Below are 15,014 nucleotides of genomic sequence, written 5' to 3' on the forward strand. Positions count from 1 at the left end.
AGATTTACCAAAGATTTTTAGCCGAATCAGCTTTAATATCAATTTATTTCAGTGATTTTTACTGCAATCAAGTCAATAAACTTGCCTATATCGTCGAACTGAGTGAGATTGACCATGAAAGTCATTGTCCTGGGCGGAGGCGTCATCGGCACCAGCACCGCCTACTACCTCGCGCGCTCCGGCGCCCAGGTGACGCTGCTGGACCGGCAAAGCGGCCCGGCGCAGGAGACCAGCTTCGCCAATGCCGGCCAGGTCTCGCCGGGCTACTCCACGCCCTGGGCCGCGCCCGGCATCCCGCTCAAGGCGCTCAAATGGCTGTTCCAGCAGCATGCGCCGCTGGCGATCCGCCCGGACGGCAGCCTGTTCCAGCTGCGCTGGATGGCCGCGATGCTGCGCAACTGCACGCCGCAGCGCTACGCGCAGAACAAGGAGCGCATGATGCGCATCGCCGAATACAGCCGCGACTGCCTGCGCCAGCTGCGCGCCGACACCGGCATACAGTACGAGCAGCGCAGCCAGGGCACGCTGCAGCTGTTTCGCAGCCCGTCCCAGCTCGAGGCCGCGCGGCGCGACATGGCGGTGCTCGACGAATGCGGCGTGCCCTATGCCCTGCTCGAGCGCGAGGCCCTGCCCCAGGTGGAGCCTGGACTGGCCCGCAGGCTGGACAGTCTGGCCGGCGGCCTGCACCTGCCCAACGACGAGACCGGCGACTGCCATTTGTTCAGCGAGGCCCTGTCCGGCCTGGCCCGCGGCCTGGGCGCGGACTTGCGCTTCGACCAAAGCGTGGCGCAGCTGCTCACGCAGGGCGGCCGCATCACGGGCGTGCGCCTGAGCGGGGCCGATGGCGAGGTGCTGACGGCCGACCGCTACGTGCTGGCCTTCGGCAGCTACTCGCGCGAGATGCTGGCGCCGCTGGGCCTGGACCTGCCGGTCTACCCGGTCAAGGGCTATTCGCTGACCCTGCCCCTGCTCGATGCGGAAGCGGCGCCGCAGTCCACCGTGCTGGACGAGACCTACAAGGTGGCGGTGACGCGCTTCGACGACCGCATCCGCGTCGGTGGCATGGCCGAGCTCGGCGGCTTCGACCTGCGCCTGGACCCGCGCCGGCGCGCCACGCTGGAGAAGGTGGTGAGCGAGCTGTTCCCGGGCGGCGACCTCGCGCGCGGCGAGTTCTGGACCGGCCTGCGCCCCATGACGCCCGACGGCACGCCCATCGTCGGCGGCACGGCCTACGACAACCTGTTCCTCAACACCGGCCACGGCACCCTGGGCTGGACCATGGCCTGCGGCAGCGGCAAGCTGGTGGCCGACCTGGTGACCGGCCGGCGCCCCGACATCAGCACCGCGGGCCTGTCGCTGGCTCGCTATGCAGGCAAGGGCGGCGCCGCGCCTGCGGGCCGGCGCCCCGCAGGGGCGGCCGCATGAGCCGTCCCGCGCGCGCACTGATCGACCTGGCGGCCCTGCGTCACAACTACCGCCTGGCGCACCAGCGGCATGGCGGGCGGGCCCTGGCCGTGCTCAAGGCCAACGCCTACGGCCACGGCGCAGTGCGCTGTGCCCAGGCGCTGGCGCCGCTGGCCGACGGCTTCGCGGTCGCCTTCCTCGAGGAGGCGCTGGCGCTGCGCGAGGCCGGCATCCGCGCCCCCATCCTGCTGCTCGAGGGCGTGTTCGCCGCTCGCGATTTCGAGGCCGTGCACCGGCACGGGCTCTGGACCGTGGTGCACCACGCCGAGCAGATCCGCATGATCGAGCTCAGCGAGGCGCCGCCAGCCAGCCTGCGCGTCTGGCTCAAGCTCGACTCGGGCATGCACCGCGCGGGCTTCGCGCCGCAGGCCCTGCGCGAGGCCCATGCGCGCCTCATGGCCAGCGGCAAGCTGGACCGTCCGCCGGTGCTGATGAGCCATTTCGCGCGCGCCGACGAGCCCGAGGTCCAGGCCACGCGCCGCCAGCTCGAGGTCTTCGGCGCGGCCACCGCGGGCCTGGCCGGCGAGACCAGCCTGTGCAATTCGGCCGGCCTGCTGGCCTGGCCCGAGGCGCATGGCGACTGGGCACGCCCCGGCATCCTGCTCTACGGCGCCGACCCGCTGGGCGGCGGCCACGGCCTGCGCCCGGTCATGCGGCTGAGCAGCGAAGTGTTTGCCGTGCGCCAGCTGGCGCCGGGCGAGGCCCTGGGCTACGGCGGCAGCTTCGTCGCCGACCAGCCCACACGCGTGGGCCTGGTCGCCCTGGGCTATGCCGACGGCTACCCGCGCAGCGCGCCCACCGGCACGCCCTTGGCCGTGGACGGCCAGGCCTCGCGCACCCTGGGGCGGGTCTCGATGGACATGATGACGGTGGACCTCAGCCAGCTGCCCGAAGCCGGCCTGGGCAGCCAAGTGGAGCTATGGGGCCCGCAAGTCGACGTCAACCAGGTCGCGCAGCGCGCCGGCACCATCGCCTACGAGCTGCTGTGCAACGTCAAGCGGGCGCCGCTGGCCTACCAGGACAGCTAGGCCTCAGATCGCATCCAGCGGGTACACGGGGCGCCGCACGGCGGTGAAGGGGAACAGCGCGTAGTCCGAGCTCGTCACGCCCGGGCTGTCGCACTCGACCAGCGCCGCCGCCAGCGGCTCGAACACCGGGCGGCAGTACATGCGCGACTTGAGCAGCAGGAAGCGATGGGCGCGCGGATCCACGCCCACGCAGCCGAACACGCCGAGGTCCCAGGGCTCGTGCGTGCGCTCGGTGACCACGATCTGTGCCTTCCCGGTGTCGAACAGCACGGTGCGCCCCATGCCGCAGCGCTGGCCGGTGTAGGTCGGTCCGCTCACGGTGTACTCGCCGTCGCTGATCGCGCGCACGGTGCCGCTCAGCACGACCGGCTGCCTGGCGATGCCCAGGCTGGCCAGCGGCACCTTGTTGCCCAGGGCGATGCGGACCCGCGCATCCTGCCCGGCCCGGACCAGCTCGTCCACGGCCTGCGGGTCGCACAGCGGGCCGACGGCGATGTCCTCCAGCCCCTGGGCCAGGGCGGCCTGCAGCACGTCCATGGTGTCGCAGGTGCCGCCGGACATGCAGTTGTCGCCATGGTCCAGCAGCAGCACCGGACGCTCGGCGCCCTCGGCCAGTTGCCGGGCGCGCGCCAGCGACTCGTGCAGCGGCTCGCTGCGGTAGACGAACTGCCCGCGGCTGGCCCAGATCTGCTCGGCGATGCGGTCCGCCGCCGCCTGGGCGGCGCGCGCGCCCTCGGGCGACGCCGCGCCGGTGACCACCACGCTGACGCAGGGTGCGGCGATGTCGGCCAGCGCGAAGCCGGCAAAGACCGAGACCGCGGCCAGGCCCTCGCGCTCGGCGGCGCGCGCGGCCGCCACCGCGCGCTGCATGGCCCCGTTCAGGGTCGTGCTGCGCAGCGTGTGGCTCATCAGCGGCAGCTGGCGCCAGCGCACCGTGCAGCCGCCCTGCCCCTGCAACATGGCCAGCAGCAGGCGCCCGGCATGCTCGCCGGTCTCGTACATGTCCACATGCGGATAGGTCTTGAAGCCCACGATGACGTCGGCATGCTCGACGATCTTGGGCGTGAGGTTGGCGTGCAGGTCCAGCGCCACGCCGATCGGCACGCCCGGCGCGGCCGCGCGCAGCCGGGCCAACAGCTCACCCTCGCCGTCGGCGCTGTTCTCCGCGACCATGGCGCCATGCAGGTCGAGCAGGATCGCGTCGCAGCCCGGCGCGGCCGCGACGATGCGCCCGCACAGCGCGTCGTAGGCCTGGGCCTGCACCGGCCCGCTGGGATTGGCCGCGGCCGACACCGGCGTGACCAGGGTCGCGCCCAGGCGCTCGGCCTGCTCGATGAAGGCGGACATGGCGGTGCGCATGCCCTTTTGCGCGCGGTAGGCGGCCTCGTCCCAGGCCGGCTCGAAAGCCGCCAGCGGGGTGGGCACGGGCGAGAAGGTGTTGGTCTCGTGGTTGAGGCGGGCGATCAGGATTCTCATGCGGCGACTCCCGCGCTGCGCAGCATGGCCTGCAGCAGCACGTTGCAGCCAGCCTCCAGATGCTCGGGCCTGGCATCCTCGATCTCGTTGTGGCTGATGCCGTCGGCGCAGGGCACGAAGATCATGGCCGCCGGCGCGACGCGCGCGAGGTAGACCGCGTCGTGGCCGGCGCCGCTGACCAGGTCCATGGTGCTCAGGCCCAGCGCCGCGGCGCCCTCGCGCACCGCCTCGACGAGCTCGGGGGCGAAGGGCTGGGGCGGAAAATACACCACCGGTTCGATGGCTATGGCCACGTTTCGCTCTCTGGCGATGCGCGCGCCGGCCTCGCGCAGGGCCGCGTCCATCTCGCCGAGCTGTGCGTCGTCGGCCGCGCGCAGGTCCACGCTCAGGCGCACCCGCCCCGGGATCACGTTGCGCGAATTCGGAAACACCTCCAGCGAACCCACCGTGCCGCGCCCGTGCGGCGGGCGCGCCTGCGCGATGCGGTTCACCTCGGCCACCAGCCCGCTCGCGGCCAGCAGCGCGTCGCGCCGCAGCGCCATGGGCGTGGGCCCGGCATGGGCCTCCATGCCCTGCACCACCACGTCGTACCAGCGCTGGCCCAGCGCGGCCTGGACCACGCCGATCACGCGCTCATGCGCCTCGAGCACCGGCCCCTGCTCGATATGGGCCTCGAAGTACGCGCCCACCGGCGGCGCGCTGCCGCGCGGCCCGGCATAGCCGATCGCCGCCAGCGCCTCGGCCACGCTCGTACCCTGGGCATCGCGCTGCGCCAGCGCATGCTCGAGCGTGAAGGCGCCGGCAAACACGCCCGAGCCCATCATGACCGGCACGAAGCGCGAGCCCTCCTCGTTGGTCCAGACCGCGACCTCGATCGGCGCCTCGGTCACGAGGCCGGCCTCGTTGAGGCAGCGCACCACCTCGAGCCCGGCCATGACGCCGTAGTTGCCGTCGAACTTGCCGCCGGTCGGCTGGGTGTCGATATGGCTGCCGGTCATCACGGCGGGCAGGTCCTCGCGCCGCCCGGGCCGCCGGGCGAAGATGTTGCCGATCGCGTCGACGCGCACCGTGCAGCCCGCCGCCTCGGCCCAGCGCACGAACAGGTCGCGGCCCTGGCCGTCCAGCTCGGTCAGCGCCAGCCGGCACACGCCGCCCTTGGGCGTGGCGCCGATCCGGGCCAGGTCCATCAGCGACTGCCACAGGCGCGCGCCATCGACGCGCAGCCGGCTGGCCTGCGCCGCGGCGGAAGCTTCAACCACCTTGCTCATCATCGTTCCTTTGTGTTTCGAAATTCAGGCGATGCCGACGCCGAGGTAGCGGTCCTTCACGGCCTCGTCGGCGAGGAAGCTCGCGTTGCTCGCGCTGTGGACGATGCGTCCCTGCTCGATGATGTAGTGTCGGTCCGCCAGCTGGGTGCAGACTTCCAGGTTCTGCTCGACCAGCAGGATGGCCACGCCGGCCGCCTTGATGGTCTTGAGCTGGGCCACGATCTCCTCGACGATCACCGGCGCCAGGCCTTCGACCGGTTCGTCCAGCATCAGCAGGCGCGGATGATTCATCAGGGCACGGCCGATCGCCAGCATCTGCTGCTCGCCGCCCGAGAGCTGACCGCCGCCGTTGCGCCGCCGCTCCTTCAGGCGCGGGAAGATGCGGTAGATGTCCTGCAGCTGCCAGGGCGAGCCCTTGCGCTGGCCCAGCAGCAGGTTCTCCTCCACGGTCAGCAGCTTGAAGATGCCGCGGTGCTCGGGCACCAGGCAGATGCCGCGCGCGGCGATCTGGTGCGGCGCCCTGCCCTGCACGGCCTCGCCCGCGAAGCGGACCTCGCCCGCCGTCGGCGGCAGCAAGCCGACAATGCCCTTGAGCGTGGTGGTCTTGCCCGCGCCGTTGCGCCCGAGCAGGGTGACCAGCTCGCCGTCGTTCACGCAGAGCGAGACGCCCTGCAGCACATGGCTCTTGCCGTAGTGGCAGTGGAGGTTGTCGACCTGCAGCATCACGCCTTGCCTCCCGTGATCATGTTGCCCAGGTAGGCCGCGCGCACGCGTTCGTCGCTGCGGATCTCGTGCGGCAGGCCTTCGGCCAGCACCCGCCCCTGCTGCATCACCGTGACGGTGTCGGAAATGTCCATGACGATGTCCATGTTGTGTTCTATCAGCACCACCGTGTGCTCGTCGCGCAGCCCCGCGATCAGCCGCTTCATCTCCTGCAGGTCGTCGATGCCCATGCCGGAGGTCGGTTCGTCGAGGAAGATGGCCTTGGGGCGCGCCGCCAGCGCCATGCCGACTTCGAGCCGGCGCTGCTGCCCATGCGAAAGCGCGCCGGCCAGCGTGTCGGCAAAGCGCGCCAGGCCCAGGCGATCGAGCACGCGCGCCACGGTGTCGGCGCTGGCGCGCGCACCCAGGGGCGCGTGCCAGCAGTTCAGGGCCTGGCGCGGCGCCACGCCCTGCGCCGCGAGACGCAGGTTCTCGCGCACCGTGAGGCTCAGGAACAGGCTGGTCACCTGGAACGAGCGGGCCATGCCGCGGCGCACGCGGCGGTGGTCCGGCTCACGTGTGACATCGTGGCCATCGAACAGGATGCGCCCCGCGCTGACCGACTTGGTGCCGGTGAGCATGTGGAACAGCGTGGTCTTGCCGGCGCCGTTCGGGCCGATGACCGAGTGCACGGTGTTCGCGCGCACCTTCAGGTCTACGCCTCCGAGCGCCGCGAACTTGTCATAGCGTTTTTCGATGGCAATGCCTTCGAGCAAGATAGGCGCGTTCATGCACGCTCTCCTTGTGAACCGGCCACGGGGGCGGACCTGCCGCGCGGCAACAGCGCGCCCAGCTTTTCGCACAGGCCCCACAGGCCGCGCTGCATGCCCAGGCTGACGGCGATCAGCACCAGGCCGAGCAGCAGCAGCCAGCGCGGCCACAGGGTGGACAGCCAGTCCGCCAGCAGCAGGTAGAAGGCCGAGCCCAGCACCGAGGCGAACAGGTTGCCGGTGCCGCCGATCACGGTCATCACGAGGATCATCTCGCTGGTGTGGTATTCGGCGTTGGACAGCGGCGCGATGCCGGTCATCATCGCGTGCAGGCCGCCGGCCAGGCCGGTCACGGCGCCGGAGATCACGAAGGCCTGCAGCTTGAGCAGCTTGAGGTCGTAGCCGATGGCGCCGGCGCGCTCCTCGTTGTCGCGCACCGCGAGCAGCGTGCGGCCGAAGATGGAGCGCGACACGCGCAGCAACAGCCAGAACGCGGCCAGGAACAGCACCGCGACGAAACCGTAGTACTGCCAGGGCGAGACCAGCGGCCACAGGGTCTGGCCGAAGGCGGTGAGCGAGGGCCGCGGGATGTCGAGCAGGCCGTTGTCGCCGCCCGTGAGGCCGGTGGCGGTGTAGGCGATGAAATAGAACATCTGCGCGAACGCCAGCGTCAGCATCACGAAATAGGTGCCGCGCTGGCGTATCGCCACCCAGCCGACGACGGCGGCGCCGAGCGCGCCCATCGCCGTGGCCAGCACCAGGGCCAGCGGCATCGGCAGCGGCCAGCGCGTGAGGGTCAGCGCCAGCGTATAGCTGCCCAGGCCGAAGAAGATACCCTGGCCGAACGAGAGCAGGCCGGTGAAGCCGAGCAGCAGGTTGCAGCCCATGGCCGCGAGCGCAAAGATCAGCACCTCGCTGGCCAGGGACCCCGAGTGCAGGGTCAGCGGCATGGCCAGCACCACGGCCAGTGCCAGCAGCAGGGGGGCGTGCTTTTTCATGGGAATCATCCTTTCCTGCCCAGCAGGCCATGCGGGCGCAGCAGCAATACCGCCGCCATGGCGACGTAGATCATCAGCCGGGCGCCCTCGGGCCACAGCGTGCTCATCACGCTCTGCACCACGCCGATCAGCAGGCCGCCGGCCAGCGCGCCGGCGAAGCTGCCCATGCCACCCACCACCACGATGACGAAGGCCACGCCCAGCGCCTCCATGCCCATGAAGGGCTCGGCGCCGCGAATCGGCGCCGCCAGCACCCCGGCCAGCGCCGCCGTCGCGGCGCCCAGGCCGAACACCAGGCTGAAGATGCGCAGCACGTTGGTGCCCAGCAGCGACACCATTTCGGTGGACTCGCTGCCGGCGCGCACCGCGCTGCCCAGCCGCGTGCCTTCCAGGACGTACCACAGCAGCGCCGCCAGCACCGCGGTGAAGGCAATCACGAACAGGCGGTACTTGGGATAGACGAAGCCGCCCCACATGACCACGCCCTGCAGCAGATCGGGCACGGCAACGCTGTCGCCCAGCGGCCCCCATTGCAGGATCACGAGCTCCTGGATGGCCAGCGCCAGGCCCACCGTCACCAGGATGTGGAACTCGTGCGCCTTGGCGTAGACATGGCGCAGCAGCAGTTTCTCGGCCAGCCAGCCCAGCGCGCCGACCACCAGGGGCACGACAGCCAGCGCGAGCCAGAAGCTCATGCCCCAGCGCGTCATCTGGAAGCAGAAGTAGGCGCCGAGCAGGTAGAAGGCGCCGTGCGCGAAGTTGACGAAGCGCAGCAGCCCGAAGACGATGGACAGGCCCACGGCGAGCAGGAAGTACAACATCCCTATGCCGACGCCGTTGATGACCTGAAGCAGGTAGATGTTCATGTGATGCCCGAAACGAAGTGAATCCCTGGCGCACGGCCCAAAGGCCGCGCCCCGGATCAGGCCAGCTTGCAGCCGGTCTTGTCGGCCGGCAGGAAGGACTTGCCCGAGCTCACCACGTCGACGTAGTCGTCCGCGCCCTTCATCCGTGCCTTGGCCTTGCCCTTGAGCAGGTAGTAGCTCTTGAGCACCTGGTGGTCGGCCTTGCGCACCTCCTCGAGGCCGGTCAGGCCCTCGTACTTCATGCCTTCGAGCGCGGCGATGACGGCCTTTTGCTCGATCGCGCCCGCCTTGACGATGCCGTCGAGCAGCAGCTTGGTGCAGATGTAGGAGCCGGCCAGGCTGTAGTTGGGGTTGGCCTTGAACCTGGCGCTGACGCGCTTGACCAGGTCGCGGTTGAGCTCGGAGTCCACGGTGTGCCAGTACTGGGCGCCGAAGTAGACGCCGTCGCAGAGGTCGGCGCCGAGCGACTCGAACTGCTCCAGGCCCGAGGCCCAGGCGATCAGGATGGTCATGTTCCTGTTCATGCCGAAGCTGACCGCCTGGCGCAGCGTGTCGGACGACTGGGCGCCGAAGTTCAGCAGCAGCAGCACATCGGGCTTGGCCGCGGCGGCGTTGGTGAGGTAGCCGCTGAACTCCTTCTCGGTCAGCGAGTGGTAGCTGTTGCCGACATGCTCGATGCCCTTTTCCTTGAAGATGCCCTTGGCCGCCGTCAGCAGGCCGTCGCCGAACACGTACTGCGGCGTGATGGTGTACCAGCGCTTGGCTTTGGGCATGGACTCGATCAGCGGGCGCACCGTCTGCTCGATCGCGCCGAAGGTCGGCACGGACCAGCGGAACATGGCGTTGCCGCAGTCCTTGCCGGTGATCTCGTCGGCGCCCGCCGTGGTGATGAAGACGCCGCCGGCCTTGTCCACCTCCTTGCCAATGGCCAGCGCCTCGGACGACAGGATGCCGCCGGCGAAGAAGCGCGCGCCCTGCTGCTGCGACGCCTCCTGCACCTTGCGCACCGCCGTCGCCGGCTTGCCCTCGGTGTCGAGCACGGTGTAGGCCAGCTGGCGCTTGAGCACCGAGCCGTACTGCTCGATCGCGAGCTTCATGCCCATGTCGGCGAACTTGCCGTTGGCGGCGAAGCTGCCGGACATGGGCACCGGGCAGGCGAACTGTATGCCGCCCGCGGCCTGGGCCAGGGCCGGACGCGCCAGGCCGAAAGCCCCGGGCATGGCGCCGAGCGCTGAAAGTTGGAGAAGCTGACGACGTTTCATGGATTCACTCCGGTGGATGAACGATGGCGAAAGGGACTGCATGTCGGCCCCCGGATGGCGGGAGTCTTGCTGCACGCGTTCACTTTCAGCACGATGCGTGCCAGGTGAGCGCGACGCTGTTTCTCCTATTTATACTGATAAATAGGAAAAATAGGCCAGGGGCAAACCCTAGGCGCCGAAGCGCCGCCCCCTTGCAGTGCATACTGCACCTCAAACGTGACCCAGAAGCGAGCTAGACCCATGGCAACGACGACGCCGGACAACCTCGGCATCAAGCAACTCAAGCGCTCGGACCTCGTGGCCGAGGAGATCAAGCGCCTGATCACCGACAAGAACCTCAGCCCGGGCGATCGCCTGCCGCGCGAGAGCGAACTGCAGGCGCAGTTCGCGGTCAGCAAGGGCACGATCCGGGAGGCGTTGAAGTCGCTGGAGGTGCAGGGCCTGGTCAGGATCTCGACCGGCCCCACGGGCGGCGGCACCATCGTCGAGGTGCCGCTGGATCGCACGCTGCAGTTCCTGCAGAACTACCTGTTCTTCAAGGAGGTGACGATCGAGCACATCTACACCGTGCGCCAGATGCTGGAGCCGGAGCTGGCGGCCGGCGCCGTGCCGCATCTGACGGAGGCCGACTTCGAGGCGCTGGAGCACAGCATCGCCTGCTGCGATCCCACATCCAGCCGCGCGGACCTGCTGAGCCAGCGGCGCGAGGACGTGAACTTCCACGACATCCTGGCCGCCGCCAACCCCAATCCCTTCCTGCGCTTCAACTGCGAGCTGATCAACGAGATGATTCGCCAGCTCATCGTGTTCGGCAACCGCACGCCGCAGGCCGAGCACCGGCGCTTCGGCGAGGCCAACGCGGCGATCCACCGCGAGATCACCCAGGCCGCGCGTGCGCGGGATGCGGAAAAGGTGCGCCGGCTGATGGCGCAGCACATGGCCGACGCCGCCAGCAGCGTCAAGCGCATGAAGGGGCGGCTGCAGGGGCGGCTGATCCTCGATGCCGACACCCTGCGCCGCCCCGCGGCCGCGGGCGGCAAGCGCGCGGCTTAGATCTGTTGGAGATGGATCGCCGCGCCCTTTGCAGGGCTCGCGATGACGGTGAAGTGACAACCCGTCATTGCGAGGAGGCGGAGCCGACGCGGCAATCCCTGATGCGGTGGATCGCTAAGACCGCGCGACTCAGCGGCTCGACGGGAAGCTGAACACCGCCCCCTCGCGCAGGCCGGCCGAGGGCCAGCGCTGGGTGATGGTCTTGCGCTTGGTGTAGAAGCGCACCGCGTCGGGGCCGTAGGCGTGCAGGTCGCCGAACAGCGAGCGCTTCCAGCCGCCGAACGAGTGGTAGGCCACGGGCACCGGCAGCGGCACGTTGACGCCGACCATGCCGACCTCGATGTGGTCGCTGAAGTAGCGCGCAGCCTCGCCGTCACGCGTGAAGATGCAGGTGCCGTTGCCGTACTCGTGCGCGTCGATCAGCGCCATGGCCTCCTGCAGCGAGGCCACGCGCACCACGCCGAGCACGGGGCCGAAGATCTCCTCCTGGTAGATGCGCATGCCGGGCCGCACATGGTCGAACAGGCAGGGGCCCAGGTAGTAGCCTTCCTCGTGGCCGGGCACGCGGATGCTGCGCCCGTCGACCACCAGCGTCGCGCCCTCGGCCACGCCTTGGTCCACGTAGCCCTTGACCTTCTCGAAATGCGGCTTCGTGACCAGCGGACCCATGTCGTTGCCGTTGTCGGTGCCGGGGCCGACCTTCATCTTCGCGATCTCGGCCGAAAGGCCCGCGACCATGGCGTCGGCCGTGGCCTCGCCCACCGCCACCACCAGCGGCACGGCCATGCAGCGCTCGCCGCAGGAGCCGTAGGCCGCGCCCATCATCGCGCTGACCGCGTTGGCGATGTCGGCATCGGGCATCACGACGGCATGGTTCTTGGCGCCGCCCAGGGCCTGCACGCGCTTGCCGTGCGCGCAGCCCGTGGCGTAGACGGCCTCGGCGATCGGCGTAGAGCCGACGAAGCTCACGGCCTTGACGCGCGGGTCGGTCAGCAGCGTGTCCACCGCCTCCTTGTCGCCGTTGACCACGTTGAGCACGCCGGGCGGCAGGCCGGCCTGCAGGGCCAGCTCGGCGATGAACAGCGCCGACGAGGGGTCGCGCTCGGAGGGCTTGAGCACGAAGCTGTTGCCGCAGACCACGGCCATGGGCCACATCCACAGCGGGACCATGGCGGGGAAGTTGAACGGCGTGATGCCGGCCGTCACGCCCAGTGGCTGGAACTCGCTCCACGAGTCTATGCCCGGCCCCACGTTGCGGCTGTGCTCGCCCTTGAGCAGCTCGGGCGCGTAGCTCGCGTATTCGACGTTCTCTATGCCGCGCTGCAGCTCGCCGTGGGCGTCGGCCAGCACCTTGCCGTGCTCGGCCGTGATCAGGGCGGCGATGGTGTCGGCATGCTCTTCCAGCAGGACTTTGAGCCGGCTCATGACGCGTGCGCGCTTGAGCGGCGGCGTGGCGCGCCAGGCAGGAAAGGCCGCCTGGGCCGAGGCGATGGCCTGCTCCACCGTGGCCTTGCCGGCCAGGGCCACGCTGCGGTGCGAAAGGCCGGTGGCCGGGTCGAACACCGGCTGGGTGCGCGCGCTGTCAGTGACGCGCTGGCCGGCGATGAGGTGGCCGACGGTGGCCGTGACATTCTGGTCTTGGTGCATGGCGGGTGTGCTCGCAGTCAGGGGTTCAGGCGGTCTCGGCCAGGGCGTCGCCCAGGGCGTTGACCAGGCGGTCGATCTCGGCCGGCTCGGCGACGAAGGGCGGCGCGATCTGGATGGTGTCGGCGCCGTAGCGCACGTAAAAGCCCTTCTTCCAGCAGTTCATGGCGATCTCGTAGGGCCGGCGCGCCGGCTCGCCCGGCAGCGCGGCGATCGTGATGCCGGCCGCCAGGCCGTAGTTGCGGATGTCGGCCACATGCCTGCTGCCCTTGAGGCTGTGCACGGCATTCTCGAAATGCGGGGCCAGCGCCCGCACGCGCCCGGGCATGTCCTCCTGCTGCAGGATGTCGAGCGCGGCCAGGCCGGCCGCGCAGGCCACCGGGTGGGCCGAGTAGGTGTAGCCATGCGGGAACTCGAGCATGTAGTCGGGGCCGCCCACGGCCATGAAGGCCTCGTAGATGGCCTTGCTCGCGACCACCGCGCCCAGCGGCTGTGCGCCGTTGGTCACCTGCTTGGCGATGTTCATGATGTCGGGCGTGACGCCGAAGGCCTCGGCGCCGGTCATCGCGCCGCAGCGGCCGAAGCCCGTGATCACCTCGTCGAAGATCAGCAGGATGTCGTGCGCCGTGCAGATCTCGCGCAGGCGCTGCAGGTAGCCCAGGGGCGGGATCACGACGCCGGCCGAGCCCGAGAAAGGCTCGACGATCACGGCCGCGATGGTCGAGGCGTCGTGCAGCGCGATCAGGTCAAGCAGGCGGTCGGCCAGCTCGGCGCCGGTGGGCGGCATGCCGCGGTGAAACGAGCCGAGCGGCGGCTGGGTGTGGGGCAGGTGGTCGGCCTCCACGCCCTGGCCGTAGAGCTTGCGGTTGGCGGCGATGCCGCCCACCGAGATGCCGCCGAAGTTCACGCCGTGGTAGCCCTTCTCGCGGCCGATCAAGCGGGTCTTGCCGGCCTGTCCCCTGGCGCGCCAGTAGGCGCGCGCCATCTTGAGCGAGGTGTCGGCCGCCTCGGAGCCGGAACCGGTGAAGAACACATAGTCCAGGCCCGCGGGCGTGAGCTCCTTGATCCGGTTGGCCAGCTCGAAGGACAGCGGGTGGCCGAACTGGAAGGCCGGCGCGTAGTCGAGCTTGGCCACCTGGCGGCTGACGGCCTCGCCGATCTCGCGCCGGCCATGGCCCAGGCCGCTGCACCACAGGCCCGACAGGCCGTCGAAGATCTTGCGGCCCTCGGCGTCGGTGTAGTAGCAGCCGCTGGCCTCCACGATCATGCGCGGCTGGGCCTTGAAGTCGCGGTTGCCGGTGTAGGGCATCCAGTGGGCGTCCAGCCAGGCGGCATCGAGTCGGCAGGGGGCCGCGGCGGAAGCGTTACTTTCGAGGTCGGCGAAGCTCATGGGTTTCTCCTTGGGGGTTTCGGCTGGATTCTGCGCAGCTCTGTTAATCTCTTGAATAGTCGAATATCAATCTTTACTTGAGACTTTATGCAAGTAAAAACACCCGCCCCCCGCTCGCGCGCCGTGCTGGGCCAGCTCAGCGACATGGACCTGCGCCTGCTGCAGGTGTTCAAGAGCGTGGTTGAGTGCGGCGGCATGTCGGCGGCGGAGCTGGAGCTCAACATCGGCACCTCCACCGTGAGCCGCCATGTGAAGGACCTCGAAACCCGGCTCGGCCTGGTGCTGTGCCGGCGTGGGCGCGCGGGCTTCGCGCTGACGACCGAGGGCCAGCGCGTCTACGACGAGACGCTGCGCCTGCTCGCCGCGGTCGACGGTTTTCGCAGCAGCATCGACGACATCCACTCGCGCATGGGCGGCCAGCTGCACGTGGCGGTGTTCGACAAGACCGCGAGCAATCCCAGCGCCCGCATAGCCGAGGCGATCGCGCGCTTCGTGGACCGGGCGCCCGACGTGAGCCTGCAGCTGCACGTGGCCGCTATCCAGGCCATAGAGCGCGGCGTGATCGACGGCAGCTACCAGGTCGGCATCATCCCCACGCACCGGCCCTCGCAAAGCCTGCGCTACGACCCGCTGTTCGACGAGGACATGCTGCTGTACTGCGGGTCCGGCCATCCGCTGTTCGGCGCCAGCCACCGCCGCCTGGGCTGGGAGGACTTGCGCGCCCACCATTTCGCGGGCCTGGGCTACCACTCGCCCAACATGGAGCTCAGCCACAGCGCGCGCCTGCCGCGCAAGGCCACCGGCTTCGACCAGGAGGCGATCGCCACCCTGATCCTCTCGGGGCGCTTCCTGGGCTTCCTGCCCGACCACTATGCCCAGGCCTTCGAGCAGCGCGGCCAGATGCAGGCCGTGCGGCCGGCGCTGCTGCGCTACCACTGCCAGTTCGTCAGCGTGCTGCGCCGCTCGCCCGAGCCGCCGCGTGCGGCCCAGGCCTTTCACGCCTGCCTGCTCGAGGCGCATGGCGCTGCGCCGGGTTGACGCTGGCACCGACGCGCACGAGAATGTCCTGCCGATCGCGCGCTTCGCAAGAGAC

At 69.8% G+C, this 15,014-nt stretch carries 13 protein-coding genes; 4 read left to right on the top strand and 9 right to left on the bottom strand.

The genetic code is table 11. The annotated features are described in order from the left end of the window. Positions 1–114: 114 nt before the first annotated feature. Positions 115–1,425 (top strand): D-amino acid dehydrogenase, encoded by a 1,311-nt coding sequence (locus FFS10_RS12120; protein WP_137894728.1) that lies wholly within the window; start codon positions 115–117, stop codon positions 1,423–1,425. Next, entirely contained in the window at positions 1,422–2,492 is a 1,071-nt protein-coding gene (alr, locus tag FFS10_RS12125) for an alanine racemase (RefSeq protein WP_137894729.1), read from the top strand. The genes FFS10_RS12120 and alr overlap by 4 nt, the downstream gene beginning before the upstream one ends. Positions 2,493–2,495: 3 nt before the next feature. On the opposite strand, the gene FFS10_RS12130 is transcribed toward alr, so the two are convergent. Genes FFS10_RS12130 through FFS10_RS12160 form a run of 7 tightly spaced genes read right to left on the bottom strand, consistent with a single transcriptional unit; the run spans position 2,496 to position 9,834 of the window. Continuing rightward, the gene (locus tag FFS10_RS12130; protein ID WP_137894730.1) at positions 2,496–3,968 is read right to left on the bottom strand and encodes a M81 family metallopeptidase; all 1,473 of its coding nucleotides are present in this window, start codon (positions 3,966–3,968) and stop codon (positions 2,496–2,498) included. Then, entirely contained in the window at positions 3,965–5,236 is a 1,272-nt protein-coding gene (locus FFS10_RS12135; RefSeq protein ID WP_137894731.1) for a Zn-dependent hydrolase, read from the bottom strand. The genes FFS10_RS12130 and FFS10_RS12135 overlap by 4 nt, the downstream gene beginning before the upstream one ends. 24 nt (positions 5,237–5,260) lie before the next feature. Beyond that, entirely contained in the window at positions 5,261–5,959 is a 699-nt protein-coding gene (locus FFS10_RS12140) for an ABC transporter ATP-binding protein (protein ID WP_137894760.1), read from the bottom strand. Beyond that, on the bottom strand, positions 5,959–6,729 hold the full coding sequence (locus FFS10_RS12145) for an ABC transporter ATP-binding protein (RefSeq protein WP_137894732.1): 771 nt from the start codon (positions 6,727–6,729) through the stop codon (positions 5,959–5,961). Before FFS10_RS12145 ends, FFS10_RS12140 begins: the two co-directional genes overlap by 1 nt. Then, complete coding sequence (locus FFS10_RS12150) at positions 6,726–7,706, bottom strand: branched-chain amino acid ABC transporter permease (RefSeq protein WP_171016103.1); 981 nt, start codon at positions 7,704–7,706, stop codon at positions 6,726–6,728. Before FFS10_RS12150 ends, FFS10_RS12145 begins: the two co-directional genes overlap by 4 nt. 5 nt (positions 7,707–7,711) lie before the next feature. Next, on the bottom strand, positions 7,712–8,572 hold the full coding sequence (locus FFS10_RS12155; RefSeq protein ID WP_137894734.1) for a branched-chain amino acid ABC transporter permease: 861 nt from the start codon (positions 8,570–8,572) through the stop codon (positions 7,712–7,714). A 56-nt stretch (positions 8,573–8,628) separates the two neighbouring features. Next, entirely contained in the window at positions 8,629–9,834 is a 1,206-nt protein-coding gene (locus FFS10_RS12160; RefSeq protein WP_137894735.1) for an ABC transporter substrate-binding protein, read from the bottom strand. A 240-nt stretch (positions 9,835–10,074) separates the two neighbouring features. Between FFS10_RS12160 and FFS10_RS12165 the strand changes: the two genes are divergently transcribed. After that, on the top strand, positions 10,075–10,887 hold the full coding sequence (locus FFS10_RS12165) for a FadR/GntR family transcriptional regulator (protein WP_137894736.1): 813 nt from the start codon (positions 10,075–10,077) through the stop codon (positions 10,885–10,887). Between the two features lie 129 nt (positions 10,888–11,016). Here FFS10_RS12165 and FFS10_RS12170 read toward each other — a convergent pair whose 3' ends face one another. Further along, a complete protein-coding gene (locus FFS10_RS12170) occupies positions 11,017–12,534 on the bottom strand; it encodes a CoA-acylating methylmalonate-semialdehyde dehydrogenase (RefSeq protein ID WP_137894737.1) in 1,518 nt (505 codons plus the stop codon). A gap of 25 nt (positions 12,535–12,559) precedes the next feature. Next, positions 12,560–13,921, bottom strand: a complete 1,362-nt coding sequence (gene aptA, locus FFS10_RS12175) for an omega-aminotransferase AptA (protein WP_137894738.1) — start codon at positions 13,919–13,921, stop codon at positions 12,560–12,562. Positions 13,922–14,008: 87 nt separating this feature from the next. Between aptA and FFS10_RS12180 the strand changes: the two genes are divergently transcribed. After that, on the top strand, positions 14,009–14,959 hold the full coding sequence (locus FFS10_RS12180) for a LysR family transcriptional regulator (protein ID WP_171016104.1): 951 nt from the start codon (positions 14,009–14,011) through the stop codon (positions 14,957–14,959). The last annotated feature ends 55 nt before the right edge of the window (positions 14,960–15,014 follow it).

It is taken from the genome of Ramlibacter sp. 2FC (assembly GCF_005503345.1).
Taxonomy (GTDB): domain Bacteria; phylum Pseudomonadota; class Gammaproteobacteria; order Burkholderiales; family Burkholderiaceae_C; genus SCMQ01.